Here is a 17,255-nt window from a genome sequence, read left to right on the forward strand (position 1 = left end):
TCATAAAAAAAATCGAATAGATAGCTACTCATCTATTCGATCTTTCATCTGTTTTAATATTTTCTTTTCAAGTCTTGAAACTTGTACTTGCGAAATACCTATGCGCTCCGCTACTTCTGATTGGGTTTGGTCTTTATAGTAGCGTAAATATACAATTAAACGTTCTCGATCATCTAATTCTCTAATTGCTTCTTTTAAAGCAATTTTATCAAACCATTTCGTTTCAGATTGATCAGCAATTTGATCTAAAATAGTGATTGGATCTCCATCGTTTTCATACACCGTTTCATGTATGGATGAAGGAGCACGACTCGCTTCTTGCGCCAGAACCACTTCTTCTGGCGTTAGTTCTAACGCTTCGGCTACTTCGTTAATCGTTGGTGCCCTTCCGAATTCTTTCGAAAGCTCGTCTCTCATCTTTCGAATTTTATTTCCTGTTTCTTTTAAAGATCTACTTACTTTCACTGATCCATCATCACGTAAAAATCGTTGTATTTCTCCAATAATCATTGGAACTGCATATGTTGAAAATTTCACGTCGAAAGATAAATCAAATTTATCTACCGATTTTAAGAGCCCAATACATCCAATTTGAAATAAATCGTCTGGTTCGTATCCTCGATTAAGAAAACGCTGCACAACCGACCATACGAGACGCATATTACTTTGAACGATTGTATCTCTCGCTTGTTGATCTCCATCTTGACTTTGTTGAATTAACGCTTTTAGCTCGTGGTCCTTTAACTGAGGTTTCTTCTTCTCATTTTTGACCTCTATGTCCATAGGCTATTCTCCTTAATTGCATAGAGCGTTACTATTTGATAAGTATTTTGTCAAATGGATTGTTGTCCCGAAAGATTCGTTTGAAATAACTTCTACTTCATCCATAAAATTTTCCATGATAGTAAATCCCATTCCGGAACGCTCTAATTCAGGTTTAGTTGTAAAAAGGGGTTGTCTTGCTTCATCTAAATCAAAGATGCCAATCCCTTCATCTCGAATCGTGAGTTTCACCATTGCTTCTTCCAAAATTACAGAAATATAAACAACACCTTCTGCATTTCCATCGTATCCATGAATAATTGCATTCGTAACTGCTTCTGACACAACTGTTTTAATCTCCGTAAGTTCTTCCATCGTTGGATCTAGTTGCGCAATGAAAGCAGCTACTGTAACGCGAGCGAATGATTCATTTTGACTTAATGCTGAAAATTGAAGGTTCATTTCATTTCTCATTTATGCCACCCCCAACGTCGCGAGCGCATGCGCTTCACTTTCTTCTAAGCGAACAATTTTAAATAAGCCCGACATTTCAAATAAACGCTTAACAGGCGGTGAAATTGCACAAACAACCATTTCTCCACCTAATCCCTTTACATGCTTATATCGGCCTAATATAACACCTAAACCAGAACTATCCATAAACGATAAGTTCTCTAGGCTCAAAACAATATGATGAACACCATGTGTCTCAATCATATCTGTTACTTTCGTTCGCAACTCTTCAGCAGTATGATGATCTAATTCACCCGCTAGTCTCACACATAGGACGTCACGCTTTACTTCTAATTGCATGGAAAGACTCACACGATTTCCTCCTTATGCTCAAACTTTACTCATTTACATACATAAAGATTTTCGTGATACAACATAAGAATCCTTCCTGCTGACAAAAGAAGAACTATTTCGCCATAAAGTGAAAACATTCGGCAATTATTTACTTTCATACGAATAGAAAAGCGGCAAAATGTTTGCCGCTATTTTGATGTTGAAAACATCCCAAAACTTCTTTTAAATAACTCCCACCAGCTCGCTGCAGCAACATCTTCTTTTGCTACAATTGTTTGTTTTAATAAAACATCTTTATCTTTTTTAATAACAAGTGTACCAAGCGCGTCACCTTTTTTAATCGGCGCTTTCACTTTCTTTTCAGCAATTACTTCTTGCTTTACTTTGTCCATATTTTCGCCCTTCTTCATAAGAAGAGACACATTGTCTGACGCAACTAAATCTACTTTTTCTTTTTTCCCTTTTCCTACTTGTACAGTCTTAATTTTTTCCCCACGTGTATACAATTTCTTTGTCATATATTGTCCAAATGCATAGTCAAGAAGCTTTGTTACTTGATTATTCCGTTCTTTCGATGTAGGTGCTCCCATAACAACTGAAATAACACGCATGCCATTTTTTTCAGCCGATGCTGTTAAACAATATTTTGCTTCTGTCGTAAAGCCCGTTTTCACACCATCTACTCCAGGATAAAAACGTACTAACTTATTCGTATTCACGAGCCAAAACTTCTTATCCGTATCTTCTCGTAAATAGTCTTCGTATTTACCTGTATATTTGCGAATAAGTGGGTACTTCATCAATTCTTTTGCCATTATAGCCATATCATTTGCTGTGGAATAATGGTCTTTAGCCGGAAGACCTGTTGGATTTTGAAAATGAGTATTTTTCAGTCCTAAATCTTTCGCTTTTTTGTTCATCATATTTACAAAACCTTCTTCTGAACCCGCGATATGCTCCGCTACTGCAACAGACGCATCATTTCCAGATGCAATAGCAATACCTTTTAGCATTTCATTTACAGTCATCTCTTCTCCAGGCTCTAAAAAGATTTGTGATCCACCCATTGAAGCTGCATGCTCACTTGCTCTAACTTTATCGGTCAGTTTTAGTTTTCCTTTTTCAACTTGTTCCATAATTAATAGCATTGTCATAATCTTCGTCATACTAGCAGGTGGTAACTTCTCATTTGGATTTTTATCAAACAAAACTTTACCTGTATCTTGTTCAATTACAATTGCTGATGACGCTTGTTCCGCTAACTTCGGCGTTGTTTCTTCTGTTTTTTCCTGCTTCGTCTTCTCAGATTGTGCGAAACTAACTGAAGTACCAGAAAGCAATAACATGAAACAAACAAGTATTCCAAAAACTCGCTTCATGACTAACCCTCCATTCTATATCAAACCTATTTTTTCCAATTTATTATTTTTTAATACCATATTTTTCTAATATTTTCAGTTGACAAATATATTCATCACCTATATTGTATTAAGTGTACTACATACAGTAGTACACTTAATACAAGTCAGAAAGGAGACATTGCTCTTGCATATTCAACTTGATCCAAGAAGCAACACTCCGATATGGGAACAAATTGTTCAAAATATAAAAGAACTCGTATTGAAAAACATGTTAGCTCCAAGTGATAAACTTCCTTCTGTACGCGAACTCGCTTCTTTACTCGTTATAAATCCAAATACAGTGAGTAAAGCGTATCAAGAGTTAGAGCGACAAGGGATTATTGAAACATTACGAGGAAAAGGAACATTTGTATCCCAATCGATTACCCCAACATTAGACGAAAGGAAAATCGCTATGGTTGAAAAGCAATTTCATCAATTACTATTAGAAGCCTCTTATCTTGGTATTACGAAAGATAAAATTCATGATTGGATAGATTCATACTATAAAGAGATTGGAGGAAATACGGATGCTGAAAGTGACAAGCCTCAAGAAAACAATTGATAATCAAACAATTTTAGACGATGTTTCTTTCACATTACAAAAAGGAAGTATCATCGGATTACTTGGAAGAAACGGTGCGGGCAAAACAACTTTATTACGAACGATGGTCGGCATTTTAGACCCTGATGCAGGGACTGTTACATATGAGGATACAAACATTCATCATTGTCCTGAAATAAAGCAAAAAATCGTATATGTTCCGGATTCTACTAACATATTGAACGGATATACGGTAAAAGAAATTGTAAAGTTTTATAAAGAAGTTTATAACGCATTTGATGAAGCATATTTCTATGAACTGTTAGAACGTTTTAACTTACCAAACAAACGAATTCGTAATTATTCAAAAGGGATGAAAGCATTGCTTGCCATCATTTTAGCCGTTTCTACAAAAGCAGAATATATCATTTTGGATGAACCGACAAACGGACTTGATCCTATCGTTAAAAGGCAGATTTTACAGTTTCTCGTTGGAGAAGTGGCAGAAAAAGATATTACCATTTTCATCTCAACTCACCATTTAGATGAAGTGGAACAAATTGCAGATACAATTATTATATTAAAAGGCCATACTATCTCGTCTATTACATCACTAGACGATGCCAAATCACGATTTGCAAAAATACAAGTAGCTTACGAACGTTCATTACCTCAAAAACTAGAAAACTTAAGCAATATTAAAATATTAAATCAAACAGGAAAAGTATTTACAATCTTAATTGAGGGAAATGTGGCTGCAACATTGGAGAAGTTTTATAAAGAACAGCCACTGCTCATTGAGGAATTAACCATGTCGCTCGAAGATATTTTTATCACAACGTTTGAGGAGGATTCGCATGTTTCATAAAGCTTTATGGATGAGGCAATGGAAGCAAGGAAAATATATAATTCTATTATTTTGGTTAATTAGTTTATATCAACTACCTTATAAATATTATCAAGAAGCGCAAATGCAGCTAAAACAATCACAAATGAAGTTTGGTGACTATGCATATTACTACTCCTACTATTTTCAGACATCTGATGGTGCCGTCTTCTTTCAAGGAGCTACTCTTATTGCACTTGCTTGTCTTTTAATTGGATGGGAACGTAACAATCAATCAACTGATTTTCTATTCTCGATGCCTTTTAAACGAAAAGATATTTTTTTAACAAAATGGTTGCTTGGTGTTTTGAATATTATTACAGTGCAAATTGTTTGCTGGATTAGCATGTACGGAATAAAGAACATGTCGTTTCACAATGAGCATCAAATCTTTACTCCGTTCTATAGTTACTTTCTATATGCTACGGTTGTACTTATCGCTATTTATACATTCACCTTATTTATCGGAACCATTACTGGACATATATTCTCTCAAAGTAGTTTAACTATCATTCTATTATTTTTACCATACGGTTTGGGATTGTTAATTTCCGGATTCATTTATTCCCATACACAATGGTCTTTAGATGCAATGGGAGAAATAGAGAACCATACTCATGAGTACTTACAACATATAGGTATCATTTCACCATTAGAATCTTTTTCTATTACTTATGATTACCACCCAATAGAAACATTTGATGACTATGGCAATAAACTTTCTAGTGTACCACAGGACAATCCAATGGAGCATACTTCTGTACCTTCTCCTTGGACACTATTAACACCATTTGCTTACATCATTATCTTTTTATCAATGGCAACCTTTCTATACACACGTACACCTAACGAACAAAACGGAAAAATACTATTGTTTCCTAACTTGCAAAAATGGTTCATGATTTGCACTGTTCTATGCTTCGGACTGCTTGGCGGTAGAATATTAGGCGGACGAGATGCACTACTGTCTTATTATGTTGGATTTTTCCTATTCGCTATCATAAGTTACTTCATTTTTACACGTCTATTAAAATTGAAGTTTGCTTTTGTAGGGAAATAAATATGCATTAAGGTGGTGGATACATGTTTCAAAAAGCATTATAGATGTGAAACTATAAACACGGAACAATGGCATTAATAGAAGCTGACGAAAAAAGTCATACAATGACAAAAGAAAGATGTTAGGAATTATTTAACTCTTATATGAACTAAATAAAAAAGGCATTGCACAAGAGCAATGCTTTTTTTATTATATATATCCCGATCTAAATAAAGAGGTTATTTCACATTCTCTCTTCTTTTCCCATACTCTTTTTCTTGCTTCGTTCCAAACCCGTCACCATTTGCGACGATTTGATCTGTTGGAGCAACTATGCTTTCAGCAATTCTCCATTCTCCTCCTTGTTGAATAAACACTTGCATAAAATAATTCATGCCATTTAACTGATACGGATTTTCTTTTTTCACTTCATAACGAGCTGCAACATAATACACTTGCACATTCTCAGCTTGAAACTTAGAAATATATTGCGATAATCTCGGGATGTACTGTGATGCTTTCTGAAGTGGAAGTTGTTTTACTTTTATAAGAGAAGACTTTGTCACATTGCTTATCGTATCTTCATGCCGAATGTTATCACTATGATGAAATAAAATAGCATTCTGCATAGAACGAATCCATAGTTTTGAATATAAAACAGGTTGCTTATTTGAAATATGTTGTAATTCTTTCTGAACGACTTGAAGAGGCGTTGCAGCGTCCACGAATTGATTAAAGCAGAAAAAACTTCCAATCATAATGAAAAGCATACAAATACGTTTCATAATCTTTCACTCCGATTCTTTTTAATTAAAGTATTGGAGTTTCAAAATGTTTTTATTCAAAAGAAAAAGGATAGGAAAGCTTTCGCTTCCTATCCTCATTTATTATAATACGCGGCCAAATAGCTCTAACACCATTTCGATTTCTTGGTCGCTCCAACCTTTAAATTTCTCTTTATAATATTCTTTACGCACAGCTTCAAGTTTTTCAGTTACTTCTCTTCCGTGTTCTGTAATTTCTAGGTACACGATACGACGGTCTGAATTTGAACGCTTTCTTTCTACAAACCCTTTTCGTACGAGACGATCAGTAACAGCTGTAATATGACTAGAGGTTACGTTTACTTCACTCGCAATTTGCGAAGCCATCTGTGGACTCTTTAAAAATAACGCGCGTAATACAGAAAATTCATTGTATGGCATATGTTCTGCAAAACGTGTATTAATATCATTTTGTAATAAACGTATCATCTTTCGAAATGATCCGGATAACTCTAAAATCAGTGTTTCTCTTTTTTCGTTCACTAGCCTCGTCCCTTTTTTATCATATTTACACATATTATAATCTATAAATACCCTTATTGTATATGCTTTCTTTCTTTAACATTCTCATTTATGTAACTTTTTCATACAAATTTCTTTTTTGTTCACACATATACATATAAATAAGGATGGTGATGGAAGATGCAAGGTGGAATGAATCCTTATTTACACAACGTACGTACAGCTAATACTGGTAAAGAAGCTACCATTACGGTGCAAGGTGAAGGCGTTGTAAAAGCAAAACCAAATGTTGTTATATTAACGATTGGTATTCGTACAGATCATAAAAATGTAAAACAGGCACAAGAAGAGAATGCAGTGCAATCAAAACAATTATTGGATGCACTAAAACAACTAGGTATTGCCGAAAAAAATATAGAAACCATTTCATATACGATTACGCCCCAGTACGAATATGTAAATGATAAAGCATTACTACAAGGATATCGTGTGGAACATTTGTATGAAATTACCGTTTTAAATGTACAAAAAGCAGGGGAAGTATATGATATAGCCGTTTCAAATGGAGCAAACTTAGCAAAAGGGTTACGTTTTCGAATATCTCATCCAAATAAATATTATGAGCAAGCTCTTATTCAAGCTCTGCAACAAGCGGTAGAAAAAGCTCGTGCTATTGCGAGTACATACAATTTAAACATTAATCCAGTTCCACTCTCATTCGTTGAAGAATCCGCCCAATTACCACGGGAAGTGACGTCCTATGCTACTTTACATGCGCAAGCAGCTCCGCCCATTCAATCAGGAGAATTAGAAATCATTTCAACAATACGAGCCATTTTTACGTATTTATAAATAATTTCTTTTATAAGTAAACGTTATCATTTTCCTTGTTGTAAAAACATGATGTTCTGATATAATAAAGGACGGTGAGCTCTTACAAAAGAGATATCACGGGTGGGAGAGGGATATGAAAAAGAAGGTTTAACATGAAAGGAATACTTGAAAGAACATTTAAATTAGGTTTACACGAAACATCACCAAAACAAGAAGTTTTAGCTGGAGTTACGTCATTTTTCACAATCGTATATATTATGATTGTAAATGCATCAATTTTATCGGATGCTGGCATTCCTCTTGAAGCTGGAATTTTAGCAACTGTTTTCAGTTCATTTGTCGGATGTCTGCTCATGGCATTTTGGGCAAATGCACCTGCTATTCTTGTCCCTGGTATGGGCGTAAATGCATTCTTCACGTACACTGCTGTGCATACGCTCGGATTAGCTTGGCAGGAAGCATTAGCAGCTGTCTTCATCTCTGGTATTATTTTTGCAATTGCTGCGTTTACACCAATCGCTCGCTTGCTTTCAGTATCGATTCCAAAGTCATTAAAGGAAGCTATTACTGTCGGCATCGGATTATTTTTAGCATTTATCGGATTGCAAAAAGGTGGTTTAGTCGTTTCGAATCCAAATACTGCTGTTGCAATGGGTAAATTAAGTAACCCTGTCGTTCTTGCGACACTACTTACTCTTATCGTTGCACTTGTACTATTTATTCGTAACGTACGTGGAAGCTTTTTATGGACGATTGCAATAGGAACTGGTATTGCATGGCTATTTGGTCTTGTTGATACAAGTCAAATCGGAAATAGTTCATTCTCATTCGCTAATTACGGCGATGTGTTTGGAGCTATGTCATTTGGCAAACTTTCTTCCTTACCGTTTTGGATTGCAACATTCTCCTTAAGCATGGTGCTTATTTTTGAGAACATGGGACTTCTGCACGGTTTATTAGAAGATGACCGTAAATTCCCACGTGCTTACCAAGCCAATGCAATTTCAGCAATGACATGTGGTCTATTTGGCACAAGCCCTACCGTATCAACAGTAGAGAGTGCTGCAGGTATTACTGCAGGCGGAAAGACAGGTCTGACGTCTATCGTTACAGGGTTGTTATTCTTCGCATCACTGTTTGCACTTCCGTTTGTGAAACTAATTCCTGATAGTGCCATTGCACCAATCTTAATTATTATTGGCGGCCTGATGATTACAAGCATTCAGCAAATTCCTCTGAACGATTTTTCAGAAGGATTTCCAGCGTTCTTAATTATCGTCATGATCCCGCTCACATATAGTATCGCTGATGGCATTGCGTTCGGATTTATTGCTTATCCTATCTTAAAAGTTGCTCTTGGAAAGCGTAAAGAAGTCGCACCGTCTATGTATATCGTTACATGCTTATTCTTAGCCATGTTCGTATTACATGCTATTGGTTAAGTAAAAACACCGAGGAATTTTCCTCGGTGTTTTTTTACTTAAACCATCCTTTTTTATAAAACCAAGCCATCATCCCACCGCCAATTAGCGCCATTAGAAGTAGACAAATAAAATAACTATATTGTCCACCAAGCTCTGGCATATGCGTAAAGTTCATTCCGTATACTCCCGCAATAAATGTTAATGGCATGAAAATAGTCGAGAATACAGTTAATGTTTTCATAATGTTATTCATATGATGTGAGTTTAATGAAAAATAGCTATCCCGAATATCTGCCGTTAACTCGCGGCTTGCTTCAATCATTTCTGTCAGTTTAAGCAAATGGTCATGTATATCTTTAAAGTAAATCTCATGATCACTTATACCGTAAAAACGAGTCGAATTTAAAATACGATACAATAAATCACGCATCGGAATGATTGTGCGCCTTAGCTTCGATAAATCTGTACGTATATCAAATACTTCTTCTAATACACTTCCTGCTGTCTCACCCGTTAAATTATCATCAATTGCATTTAAATGATCCTCAATGTAATATACAGGCGCAAAATAGTCATCTACAATTTGGTCGATAATTGTATGCGCTACGTGTAAAGGACTATTTTTAATACGCTTCTTTTCCCCAAGTGTTTTCCATACTCTTTCGATTGCATTGTTATGAGAGAAGTGGAAAGAAACAATAAAACGATCACTAATAAATAAATCAATCTCGTGCGGTTCTAATCCATCCTCACCAAATGCATGAAGAACTAAAAAGTTATATCCATCATAAAAATCAACTTTTGGTCTCTGTACATATTCTATACAGTCTTCAATTGCAAGGGGATGGAACTTAAAATGATCTTGCAAAATGTATGTATACTCTTCTTTCGTTGGCTTATATAAATCTAGCCAATACCATACAATATGGTCTTTCGTTGTTTCTTCTAGCGAAACATCATATAATACTTCATCTGTTTTTGTTATTGCACAAATTCTAATCATAATTTCACCCATTATTATTATAAACAAAAAATAGCAAAAAAAGCCAAGGAGAAATACTCCTTGGCCCTTTTTTATTATTCGGTAACGATGCCGTGCACTAATGTTGGTGCATCTACATGTTCGTTAGCAATCTTCATGTTCTCATAAATTTTTGCTTTTACATCGTCCACATTTTCACGGTTTGCGTAAATTGTAACAAGGGATTCACCTTTTTTCACGCTGTCCCCTACTTTTTTGCGAAGCATTAAGCCAACTGCTAAATCAATTTCAGATTCCTTCGTCGCACGTCCTGCTCCTAAAAGCATTGCTGCTGTTCCGATTTCATCTGCAACGATTTCTGATACATAACCGTCTTCCTTCGCTTCTACTTCAATTTTAAACTGTGCTTGTGGTAATTTAGAAGGATCATCAACAACAGAAGCATCGCCGCCTTGCGCTGATAAGAACGTTTTAAATGATTCTAGCGCTTTACCGTTGTTCATTACTTCAATTAATTTCTCACGTGCATCTTCTAAAGATGAAGCTTGTCCAGCAAGGTATACCATTTGACTTCCAAGTGTTAAACATAACTCTTCTAAATCTTTCGGCCCCTTACCTTGTAATGTATCAATTGCTTCTTGTACTTCAAGTGCGTTACCAATCGCCTCACCAAGTGGTTGACTCATATCAGAAATAACAGCCATCGTATTACGACCAACGTTATTACCAATGCGCACCATTGCTTCTGCTAAACGTTTTGCATCTTCATCTGTTTTCATAAATGCACCTGCTCCAGTTTTTACATCAAGAACAATTGCATCTGCACCAGCAGCAATTTTTTTACTCATAATCGAACTTGCAATAAGCGGAATTGAGTTTACTGTTGCCGTTACATCACGAAGTGCATATAACTTTTTATCCGCAGGTGTTAAGTTTCCACTTTGACCAATAACTGCGATTTTGTTTTCATTTACAAGTCGCATGAATTCATCATTTTCGATTTCAACATGGAATCCTGGAACTGCTTCTAATTTATCAATTGTACCACCAGTATGTCCTAACCCACGTCCAGACATTTTTGCAACCGGTACACCTAAAGCGGCTACTAATGGACCTAACACAAGTGTTGTTGTATCACCAACACCACCTGTTGAGTGCTTATCTACTTTTACCCCTTCAATAGCTGATAAGTCGATTGTATCACCGCTATTTACCATTGCCATAGTTAAATCAGCACGTTCTTGATCGTTCATATCTTGGAAGAAAATTGCCATTGCAAGTGAACTTACTTGGTAATCAGGAATATCACCATTCGTATATCCTTCAACAATAAAGTTAATTTCTTCTGTCGTTAATGCATGTCCGTCACGTTTTTTTGCAATTAGGTCCACCATTCTCATTGTGAGGTCACCCCTTCATTTGTTTTACGATTGCTTTTACTAATGCTAAGAAGTTAGCTTTAACACGTTCTGTCGTTTCGATTACTTCATCGTGATGAAGTGGCTGATCTAAAATACCAGCTGCCATATTTGAAATACAAGAAATACCAAGTACTTTCATACCAGCATGACGCGCTACAATTACTTCAGGTACTGTTGACATACCAACTGCATCTCCGCCAAGTGTACGAAGCATACGAATTTCAGCAGGTGTTTCATATACAGGACCTGTCATTCCAACGTATACACCTTCTTGTACTTTAATATTTAAGTCCGCTGCAACTTGTTTCGCTATTTCACGAAGTTCTGTCGTATATGATGTAGACATATCAGGGAAACGTACGCCCATTTCAGAATCATTCGGTCCGATTAATGGATTTGTACCCATGAAGTTAATGTGGTCTGAAATTAACATAAGATCGCCTGGCTCAAATGATGTATTTACACCACCAGCTGCATTTGTTACAACAACTGTTTCTACACCTAGTTCTTTCATAACACGAACTGGGAATGTTACTTTTTGCATGTCGTATCCTTCATAGAAGTGGAAACGTCCTTGCATTGCTACTACTGTTACACCTTGAAGTGTACCGAATACTAGTTGACCTGCATGACCTTCTACAGTTGATACTGGGAATTCAGGGATTTCACTGTAAGGTACTGTTACTGCGTTCTCGATTTCATCTGCTAATACACCTAGTCCAGATCCAAGGATTAGTCCTACTTGTGGCGTTTCTTGAAATTTCTCTTTTAAGTATGAAGCTGATTTTGTAATAAGTTCACGATTCATTTGTTTATCCCCCTATTTCTTTAGCTCGTTTAAGAAGCTTGTTCCGTGTTCTGGCATTTTCACGCCGAAGTTTTCTGCTACCGTTGCACCAATATCAGCAAATGTTTGGCGAATTGATAATTCTTGTCCGCCATCTTTCATGCTTGGGCTATATGCTAATAACGGTACATATTCACGTGTATGATCAGTACCGTGGTGAACTGGATCATTACCGTGGTCTGCTGTAATTAATAATAAATCATCTTCTTTTAGTTTTTCGAATACTTCTGGAAGACGAGCATCATACTCCTGCAGAGCTTCTCCGTACCCTTGTGGATCACGGCGGTGTCCAAATAATGCATCAAAGTCAACTAAGTTCAAGAAGCTAAGACCTGTAAAGTCCATATTTAATGTATCTACAAGCTTATCCATTCCATCCATATTAGACTTCGTACGAAGTGACTCAGTTACACCTTCACCATCATATATGTCAGAGATTTTACCGATAGCAATAACATCGTAGTCACTATCTTTTAATTCATTCATTACCGTACGGCCGAATGGTTTTAATGCATAATCATGACGGTTTGGTGTACGTGTAAAGTTTCCAGGCTCACCAACGAATGGACGAGCGATAACGCGACCTACCATGTATTTCTCATCTAATGTTAATTCACGTGCAATTTTACAAATTTTATATAACTCATCAAGCGGCACTACTTCTTCGTGTGCTGCGATTTGTAATACGCTATCAGCAGAAGTGTAAACGATTAAAGATCCTGTTTCCATTTGCTCTTGACCAAGCTCATCAAGAATCTCAGTTCCAGAAGCTGGTTTATTACCGATGATTTTACGACCTGTTTTTTCTTCTAATTCATCAAGTAATTCTTTCGGGAAGCCTTCAGGGAAAACTTGGAATGGTGTATCAATGTAAAGACCCATAATTTCCCAGTGACCTGTCATTGTATCTTTACCAGTAGATTTCTCTTCCATTTTTGTATAATATCCAAGTGGTTTTTCTACTTTAGAGATACCTTTCATTTCACGAATGTTACCAAGACCTAATTTCACCATGTTAGGCATTTGTAACCCATTCATATGTTCAGCAATGTGACCAATTGTGTCAGATCCTAAATCACCAAATTGCTCAGCATCTGGTGCTTCACCGATTCCAACAGAATCCATTACGACTAGGAATATACGTTTATATTTATTCATAACTGCGACCTCCTATAAGTTCAGTTCTACTTCTTGTAGTATGTTCAAAACGCTATAAAGTGAAACTGTTCTCCATAAGAATTCTCTTTCGTTCTCATTGTCAAACAGTACTTCTTTAATTGATTCTCTAACCTATTTCGTTTACTTCGAAACGACTCAAAAACATTTCTAGTTTTTTCTAAGTCAGATGTCAGACATCTGATACAGATATCATAACATGTTTACGCTTTCTTTTTAATACATTTTCGTAGAATTTCTCATTTTCTTCACACTTCTATTGTAATCCATTATGCAAATAAGTGCTAATTATTTTATGATTTATTTCTTCATATAAAGTGAAACTTTGATTAGTAGGAGTTTAGTTCTTCTCCACTGATTATAAGCCCTCATCAATTGGACGTTTACGGAATAAAAATAAAAAGCAGCTCTAAAGAGCTGCTTTTTATTTTACTTCTACTGTTTCTTCTTTATGTTCATGTAGTTCGCCTTTTTTAACATGAACTTTCACTTTGTAAGAACCATTTTCTTTGAAAGTATGTTTCGTTTCATACTCTCCTTTATTTCCTTCTTTCGCTGGAATAAATTCGTGTTTTTCAACACCATCTTTCCAAATCTCAAGTTGTACTTCAGCACCAGTTAACGCTTCTTCTTTTTGTTTTAAATGAACTTTCATAGTCGATTCAGCATTTGCTTTTATATCACCAGCCATAAGATGGATCATTGTATCGCTTTTATGATCGCCATGCCCTGCACCGTGATGACTATTTTCTTTTTTCGCATCTTCTACTTTCGCATTTCCTACAGCCACTTTTACTTCTGGCATAACATGCATTTCACGTGCATTTGTGTGAGCGATAATATGGTATACTCCATCCGTCTCGAACGTTTTCTCTACTGCATAAACACCTTTTCCTTTATGCTTACCATCTAACATCTCGTGCTTTTCGTCGCCAGCTTTCCAAATTTCAAACTTTACATCATCAGCATCTGTTACTTTTTCTTTTCCTTGTGTAACAAGTGCTTGTACTTCTGTTTTTTCACCAGGTTTAATTTCTTTCGGATTTGTTTGAACTGCTACTTTTACAGCTTCTAGTTTCTGTTCTTTTTTCGGTTCTTCTTTGTTTGTATTACAGCCAGCCAATGCTAGCATCGCGATAAATAAAGTCATAATAAGTTTTTTCATCATCATTTCCTCCTTCATACCTTATTTAGTATAGAGGAAATACATTGTAATATTCTAGTCTTCTGCTGAAAACAATGTACGAAATGTTTGTGAAGTTTTTGTGAAGTACTGTAGCCTTTTGAATCTATGAAAAAAGAGCATAGTAACTATGCTCTCGGATGAAACTGTTTATATACATCTTTTAATCTAGCTTTTGAAACATGCGTATAAATTTGCGTCGTTGAAATATCTGCATGTCCAAGCATTTCTTGCACAGCACGCAAGTCTGCTCCATTTTCTAATAAATGCGTAGCAAAAGAATGGCGCAACGTATGCGGTGTAAGCTCTTTTTCAATATTTGCTTCTTTCGCCAATCGTTTTAAAATTTTCCAAAATCCTTGTCTTGATAATCGATTCCCATGATGGTTTAAAAAGAGTGCATCTACTACTTTTTTACCCATCAATTCTCTTCTTCCCTTTTCAATATACTTTTGAATCGCTTCCGTCGCTAAACTTCCTAGTGGAATAATTCTTTCTTTATTCCCTTTCCCTATGCAACGAACAAATCCCATCGTTAAATGTACATCTTCTAAATTTAAGGCAATTAATTCCGAAACACGAAGTCCTGTTGCATACAATAACTCTAGCATCGCTTTGTCACGAACCCCAAAAGCACTCGTCATTTTCGGTGTCTGAAGTAACGCCTCTACTTCATCGATTGATAGTACTTTCGGTAATTTCCGTTCTCCTTGCGGCGTTTCAATATGTACGGATGGGTCGTGCTCTACCGCCCGTTCACGAAGTAAAAATTGGTGAAACGAACGAATCGATGCAATATGACGTGCTAATGTTTTCGAAGATTTTCCGTTTTCTTTTAAGTGCTGCAGAAAATTAACAATGTGCAAGCGTGTTACTTCATGAAAGCTTTTCGCCTGTTCTACATTTTGCAAATACTTTACATAACTTTTTAAATCACGTTCATAAGATACTACTGTATTTTTCGCTAGTCCTTTTTCGACAACCATATAATGAATAAAATCTTTTAATTGATCTTCCAATCTACACTACTCCCCATTTTCATAGAAAAACATCATTCTATTTACGAAAGCATCCTTTGCCGGCTCTTCATTCCCTGATACTTTTTCTACAGTCTCTTCTTTTGGCTTTTCATAACGATGATAGCTTTCATATTCTTCATTTATCCATAGTATAGCGAAATAAAACAAAATCGTACAACTTGTAAATAATAAAAATACTTTTATCCCATCAAAAGTTAATTTTAAAGCTCGGCGCATTGTAAATTCCTCCAAAATATAAGTTATTACAACATATGCCAAGCTTTCACCAATTTATACCTTATTCAAATAAAAAACCTCTTCCTAGTTAAATAGGAAAAGGTTATTTTTCATCCGTTTCATTTTCTTGACAATTTTTACAAATCCCATGGAATGTTAAACGATGATCCTTCACCTTAAAGCTCCAGTCATGTTCTACTTTCCTTTCCACTTCACCAAGTAAATCTTCTTGTATTTCTTGTACAGCACCACATTGTGTACAAATCAAATGATGGTGGAAACGCTGCGCACCTTCTTGGCGTAAGTCATAGCGTGAAACACCGTCTCCGAAGTTAATCTTATCGACAACTTTTAACTCAGATAATAGTTCTAAAGTTCGATAGACGGTTGCTAATCCGATCTCTGGCGACTTTTCTTTTACAAGGAGGTAAACATCTTCTGCGCTTAAATGATCTTCTTCATTTTCTAGCAGCACACGAACTGTTGCTTCACGTTGCGGTGTTAATTTGTAGCTCGCTGCATGTAATTGCTTCTTAATTCGTTCAATTCTTTCTTCCATTCGGTACTACTCCCTCCTCGCCACTCTTACACCATTATATCAGAAGAAGGGCTTCTGTCAAAAGAAAAACAATAAAAACAAATTGATAATTATTCTCAAAAAGTATTTATTGTTTATTAATAGCCTCAACGACTTCTTTCATTAAAACTGGTGATGCATAAGCTTCTACACTAGAAGCGAGAGCGAGCACCGCTCCAATGATAAGAAAGAAGCATGTATAACGAATTAATAATGGGAATAGCGGCTCGGTTATTTTCCGTATAAATTGATGTCTAATCATTCGTAAGGAAAAGCTTGCAGCAATTGTTGTCATAACGAGAAATACTGGAATGATAATGAGATTTTGCGGCAATACAGAAACGAATGCTAATAATAATCCATTCCATCCATGCTGACTTACTAAAAAACCTACTGTAAATCCGACAACTACTCCTTTTACAAACAATAAAATAAAAATAAGTGGCAATCCAATAATTGAAATCCCTAAAATCCAAATAAATCCAATGTATTTTAATTGTGAAAAGTAACTTTCTCGAAACATTTCGCTTGCAATAGCAAATTCTCCTTTAGAAACTTGTCCAAAAAAACGTTGTAAATAAAATGATAAATCTTGTTTTTGATTTAATTGTAAACTATTTACAAGAATGGCCCCAAATATTACTCCCATCAATAATAAAACAGCGTTAAATATATATAATGAAGAGTTTTCCTGTATGTGAGACATTACACGGTCTTGCCAAGTTTTTCTCCACATTTTTCTTCCCTCCGTTCACACTCTTACTAAAAATGTATGAAAGAAAGAAAAAAGTATGACGAATTAACATTGAAATTCCGCTCTACTTTGCTAAA

20 protein-coding genes are annotated in these 17,255 nt (G+C 35.8%); 5 read left to right on the plus strand and 15 right to left on the minus strand.

Features of this window, described 5'->3' with window-relative positions:
* Positions 1-24: 24 nt before the first annotated feature.
* The 4 genes from sigF to dacF form a co-directional block, all read right to left on the minus strand.
* The gene (gene sigF / locus ACU8YW_RS20050) at positions 25-783 is read right to left on the minus strand and encodes an RNA polymerase sporulation sigma factor SigF (protein WP_000350733.1); all 759 of its coding nucleotides are present in this window, start codon (positions 781-783) and stop codon (positions 25-27) included.
* Between the two features lie 12 nt (positions 784-795).
* Entirely contained in the window at positions 796-1,236 is a 441-nt protein-coding gene (spoIIAB, locus tag ACU8YW_RS20055; protein WP_048546248.1) for an anti-sigma F factor, read from the minus strand.
* Complete coding sequence (gene spoIIAA / locus ACU8YW_RS20060; protein ID WP_000059133.1) at positions 1,237-1,587, minus strand: anti-sigma F factor antagonist; 351 nt, start codon at positions 1,585-1,587, stop codon at positions 1,237-1,239.
* 170 nt (positions 1,588-1,757) lie between these two features.
* Positions 1,758-2,948 (minus strand): serine-type D-Ala-D-Ala carboxypeptidase DacF, encoded by a 1,191-nt coding sequence (gene dacF, locus ACU8YW_RS20065; protein WP_000831992.1) that lies wholly within the window; start codon positions 2,946-2,948, stop codon positions 1,758-1,760.
* A gap of 166 nt (positions 2,949-3,114) precedes the next feature.
* Here dacF and ACU8YW_RS20070 point away from each other — a divergent pair, with 166 nt between their 5' ends.
* The 3 genes from ACU8YW_RS20070 to ACU8YW_RS20080 are packed head-to-tail and all read left to right on the plus strand — an operon-like array spanning position 3,115 to position 5,459.
* Entirely contained in the window at positions 3,115-3,534 is a 420-nt protein-coding gene (locus ACU8YW_RS20070) for a GntR family transcriptional regulator (RefSeq protein ID WP_046957464.1), read from the plus strand.
* Positions 3,500-4,381 (plus strand): ABC transporter ATP-binding protein, encoded by an 882-nt coding sequence (locus ACU8YW_RS20075; RefSeq protein WP_088123350.1) that lies wholly within the window; start codon positions 3,500-3,502, stop codon positions 4,379-4,381. The genes ACU8YW_RS20070 and ACU8YW_RS20075 overlap by 35 nt, the downstream gene beginning before the upstream one ends.
* Positions 4,371-5,459, plus strand: coding sequence for an ABC-2 transporter permease (locus tag ACU8YW_RS20080; RefSeq protein WP_088123351.1), 1,089 nt, complete (start codon positions 4,371-4,373; stop codon positions 5,457-5,459). The genes ACU8YW_RS20075 and ACU8YW_RS20080 overlap by 11 nt, the downstream gene beginning before the upstream one ends.
* Before the next feature lie 218 nt (positions 5,460-5,677).
* Here the strand turns inward: ACU8YW_RS20080 and ACU8YW_RS20085 are convergent, their stop codons facing one another.
* Both ACU8YW_RS20085 and ACU8YW_RS20090 read right to left on the minus strand, forming a co-directional pair.
* Positions 5,678-6,223 carry a hypothetical protein gene (locus tag ACU8YW_RS20085; protein WP_088123352.1) on the minus strand — a complete coding sequence of 182 codons (546 nt, stop codon included), beginning with the start codon at positions 6,221-6,223 and terminating at the stop codon, positions 5,678-5,680.
* A 102-nt stretch (positions 6,224-6,325) separates the two neighbouring features.
* Complete coding sequence (locus tag ACU8YW_RS20090; RefSeq protein ID WP_001003308.1) at positions 6,326-6,745, minus strand: MarR family winged helix-turn-helix transcriptional regulator; 420 nt, start codon at positions 6,743-6,745, stop codon at positions 6,326-6,328.
* Between the two features lie 159 nt (positions 6,746-6,904).
* Here ACU8YW_RS20090 and ACU8YW_RS20095 point away from each other — a divergent pair, with 159 nt between their 5' ends.
* Together ACU8YW_RS20095 and ACU8YW_RS20100 are read left to right on the plus strand one after the other, a co-directional pair.
* Entirely contained in the window at positions 6,905-7,576 is a 672-nt protein-coding gene (locus tag ACU8YW_RS20095) for an SIMPL domain-containing protein (RefSeq protein ID WP_001161447.1), read from the plus strand.
* A 134-nt stretch (positions 7,577-7,710) separates the two neighbouring features.
* Positions 7,711-9,000, plus strand: coding sequence for an NCS2 family permease (locus ACU8YW_RS20100; protein WP_060488352.1), 1,290 nt, complete (start codon positions 7,711-7,713; stop codon positions 8,998-9,000).
* Between the two features lie 34 nt (positions 9,001-9,034).
* Here ACU8YW_RS20100 and corA read toward each other — a convergent pair whose 3' ends face one another.
* From corA to spoIIM, 9 genes are all read right to left on the minus strand, one after another.
* Positions 9,035-9,997 (minus strand): magnesium/cobalt transporter CorA, encoded by a 963-nt coding sequence (gene corA / locus ACU8YW_RS20105; RefSeq protein WP_060488448.1) that lies wholly within the window; start codon positions 9,995-9,997, stop codon positions 9,035-9,037.
* A gap of 62 nt (positions 9,998-10,059) precedes the next feature.
* Positions 10,060-11,364, minus strand: coding sequence for a pyrimidine-nucleoside phosphorylase (locus ACU8YW_RS20110; RefSeq protein ID WP_087985129.1), 1,305 nt, complete (start codon positions 11,362-11,364; stop codon positions 10,060-10,062).
* A 7-nt stretch (positions 11,365-11,371) separates the two neighbouring features.
* The gene (locus ACU8YW_RS20115) at positions 11,372-12,193 is read right to left on the minus strand and encodes a purine-nucleoside phosphorylase (RefSeq protein WP_426933845.1); all 822 of its coding nucleotides are present in this window, start codon (positions 12,191-12,193) and stop codon (positions 11,372-11,374) included.
* A 12-nt stretch (positions 12,194-12,205) separates the two neighbouring features.
* Positions 12,206-13,390 (minus strand): phosphopentomutase, encoded by a 1,185-nt coding sequence (deoB, locus tag ACU8YW_RS20120; RefSeq protein WP_048546267.1) that lies wholly within the window; start codon positions 13,388-13,390, stop codon positions 12,206-12,208.
* Positions 13,391-13,832: 442 nt separating this feature from the next.
* Positions 13,833-14,576, minus strand: coding sequence for a FixH family protein (locus ACU8YW_RS20125; RefSeq protein ID WP_137013664.1), 744 nt, complete (start codon positions 14,574-14,576; stop codon positions 13,833-13,835).
* A gap of 143 nt (positions 14,577-14,719) precedes the next feature.
* Positions 14,720-15,610 carry a site-specific tyrosine recombinase XerD gene (gene xerD / locus ACU8YW_RS20130; protein WP_000390083.1) on the minus strand — a complete coding sequence of 297 codons (891 nt, stop codon included), beginning with the start codon at positions 15,608-15,610 and terminating at the stop codon, positions 14,720-14,722.
* A 6-nt stretch (positions 15,611-15,616) separates the two neighbouring features.
* Positions 15,617-15,847, minus strand: a complete 231-nt coding sequence (locus ACU8YW_RS20135) for a YqzK family protein (RefSeq protein WP_001250432.1) — start codon at positions 15,845-15,847, stop codon at positions 15,617-15,619.
* A 103-nt stretch (positions 15,848-15,950) separates the two neighbouring features.
* Positions 15,951-16,406, minus strand: coding sequence for a ferric iron uptake transcriptional regulator (gene fur / locus ACU8YW_RS20140; protein ID WP_000392655.1), 456 nt, complete (start codon positions 16,404-16,406; stop codon positions 15,951-15,953).
* Between the two features lie 106 nt (positions 16,407-16,512).
* Positions 16,513-17,130 (minus strand): stage II sporulation protein M, encoded by a 618-nt coding sequence (gene spoIIM / locus ACU8YW_RS20145; protein WP_242475614.1) that lies wholly within the window; start codon positions 17,128-17,130, stop codon positions 16,513-16,515.
* Between the last annotated feature and the right edge of the window lie 125 nt (positions 17,131-17,255).

It is taken from the genome of Bacillus pretiosus (genome assembly GCF_052947655.1).

What these genes read in the sequence shown, in the direction of transcription:
- spoIIM (WP_242475614.1), bottom strand. Translation starts at nt 17,130, where the DNA reads ATGTCTCACATACAGGAAAACTCTTCATTATATATATTTAACGCTGTT.
- ACU8YW_RS20125 (WP_137013664.1), bottom strand. Translation starts at nt 14,576, where the DNA reads ATGATGAAAAAACTTATTATGACTTTATTTATCGCGATGCTAGCATTG.
- dacF (WP_000831992.1), bottom strand. Translation starts at nt 2,948, where the DNA reads ATGAAGCGAGTTTTTGGAATACTTGTTTGTTTCATGTTATTGCTTTCT.
- ACU8YW_RS20135 (WP_001250432.1), bottom strand. Translation starts at nt 15,847, where the DNA reads ATGCGCCGAGCTTTAAAATTAACTTTTGATGGGATAAAAGTATTTTTA.
- fur (WP_000392655.1), bottom strand. Translation starts at nt 16,406, where the DNA reads ATGGAAGAAAGAATTGAACGAATTAAGAAGCAATTACATGCAGCGAGC.
- ACU8YW_RS20080 (WP_088123351.1), top strand. Translation starts at nt 4,371, where the DNA reads ATGTTTCATAAAGCTTTATGGATGAGGCAATGGAAGCAAGGAAAATAT.
- sigF (WP_000350733.1), bottom strand. Translation starts at nt 783, where the DNA reads ATGGACATAGAGGTCAAAAATGAGAAGAAGAAACCTCAGTTAAAGGAC.
- deoB (WP_048546267.1), bottom strand. Translation starts at nt 13,390, where the DNA reads ATGAATAAATATAAACGTATATTCCTAGTCGTAATGGATTCTGTTGGA.
- ACU8YW_RS20085 (WP_088123352.1), bottom strand. Translation starts at nt 6,223, where the DNA reads ATGAAACGTATTTGTATGCTTTTCATTATGATTGGAAGTTTTTTCTGC.
- ACU8YW_RS20115 (WP_426933845.1), bottom strand. Translation starts at nt 12,193, where the DNA reads ATGAATCGTGAACTTATTACAAAATCAGCTTCATACTTAAAAGAGAAA.
- ACU8YW_RS20110 (WP_087985129.1), bottom strand. Translation starts at nt 11,364, where the DNA reads ATGAGAATGGTGGACCTAATTGCAAAAAAACGTGACGGACATGCATTA.
- corA (WP_060488448.1), bottom strand. Translation starts at nt 9,997, where the DNA reads ATGGGTGAAATTATGATTAGAATTTGTGCAATAACAAAAACAGATGAA.
- ACU8YW_RS20095 (WP_001161447.1), top strand. Translation starts at nt 6,905, where the DNA reads ATGCAAGGTGGAATGAATCCTTATTTACACAACGTACGTACAGCTAAT.
- spoIIAB (WP_048546248.1), bottom strand. Translation starts at nt 1,236, where the DNA reads ATGAGAAATGAAATGAACCTTCAATTTTCAGCATTAAGTCAAAATGAA.
- ACU8YW_RS20100 (WP_060488352.1), top strand. Translation starts at nt 7,711, where the DNA reads ATGAAAGGAATACTTGAAAGAACATTTAAATTAGGTTTACACGAAACA.
- ACU8YW_RS20075 (WP_088123350.1), top strand. Translation starts at nt 3,500, where the DNA reads ATGCTGAAAGTGACAAGCCTCAAGAAAACAATTGATAATCAAACAATT.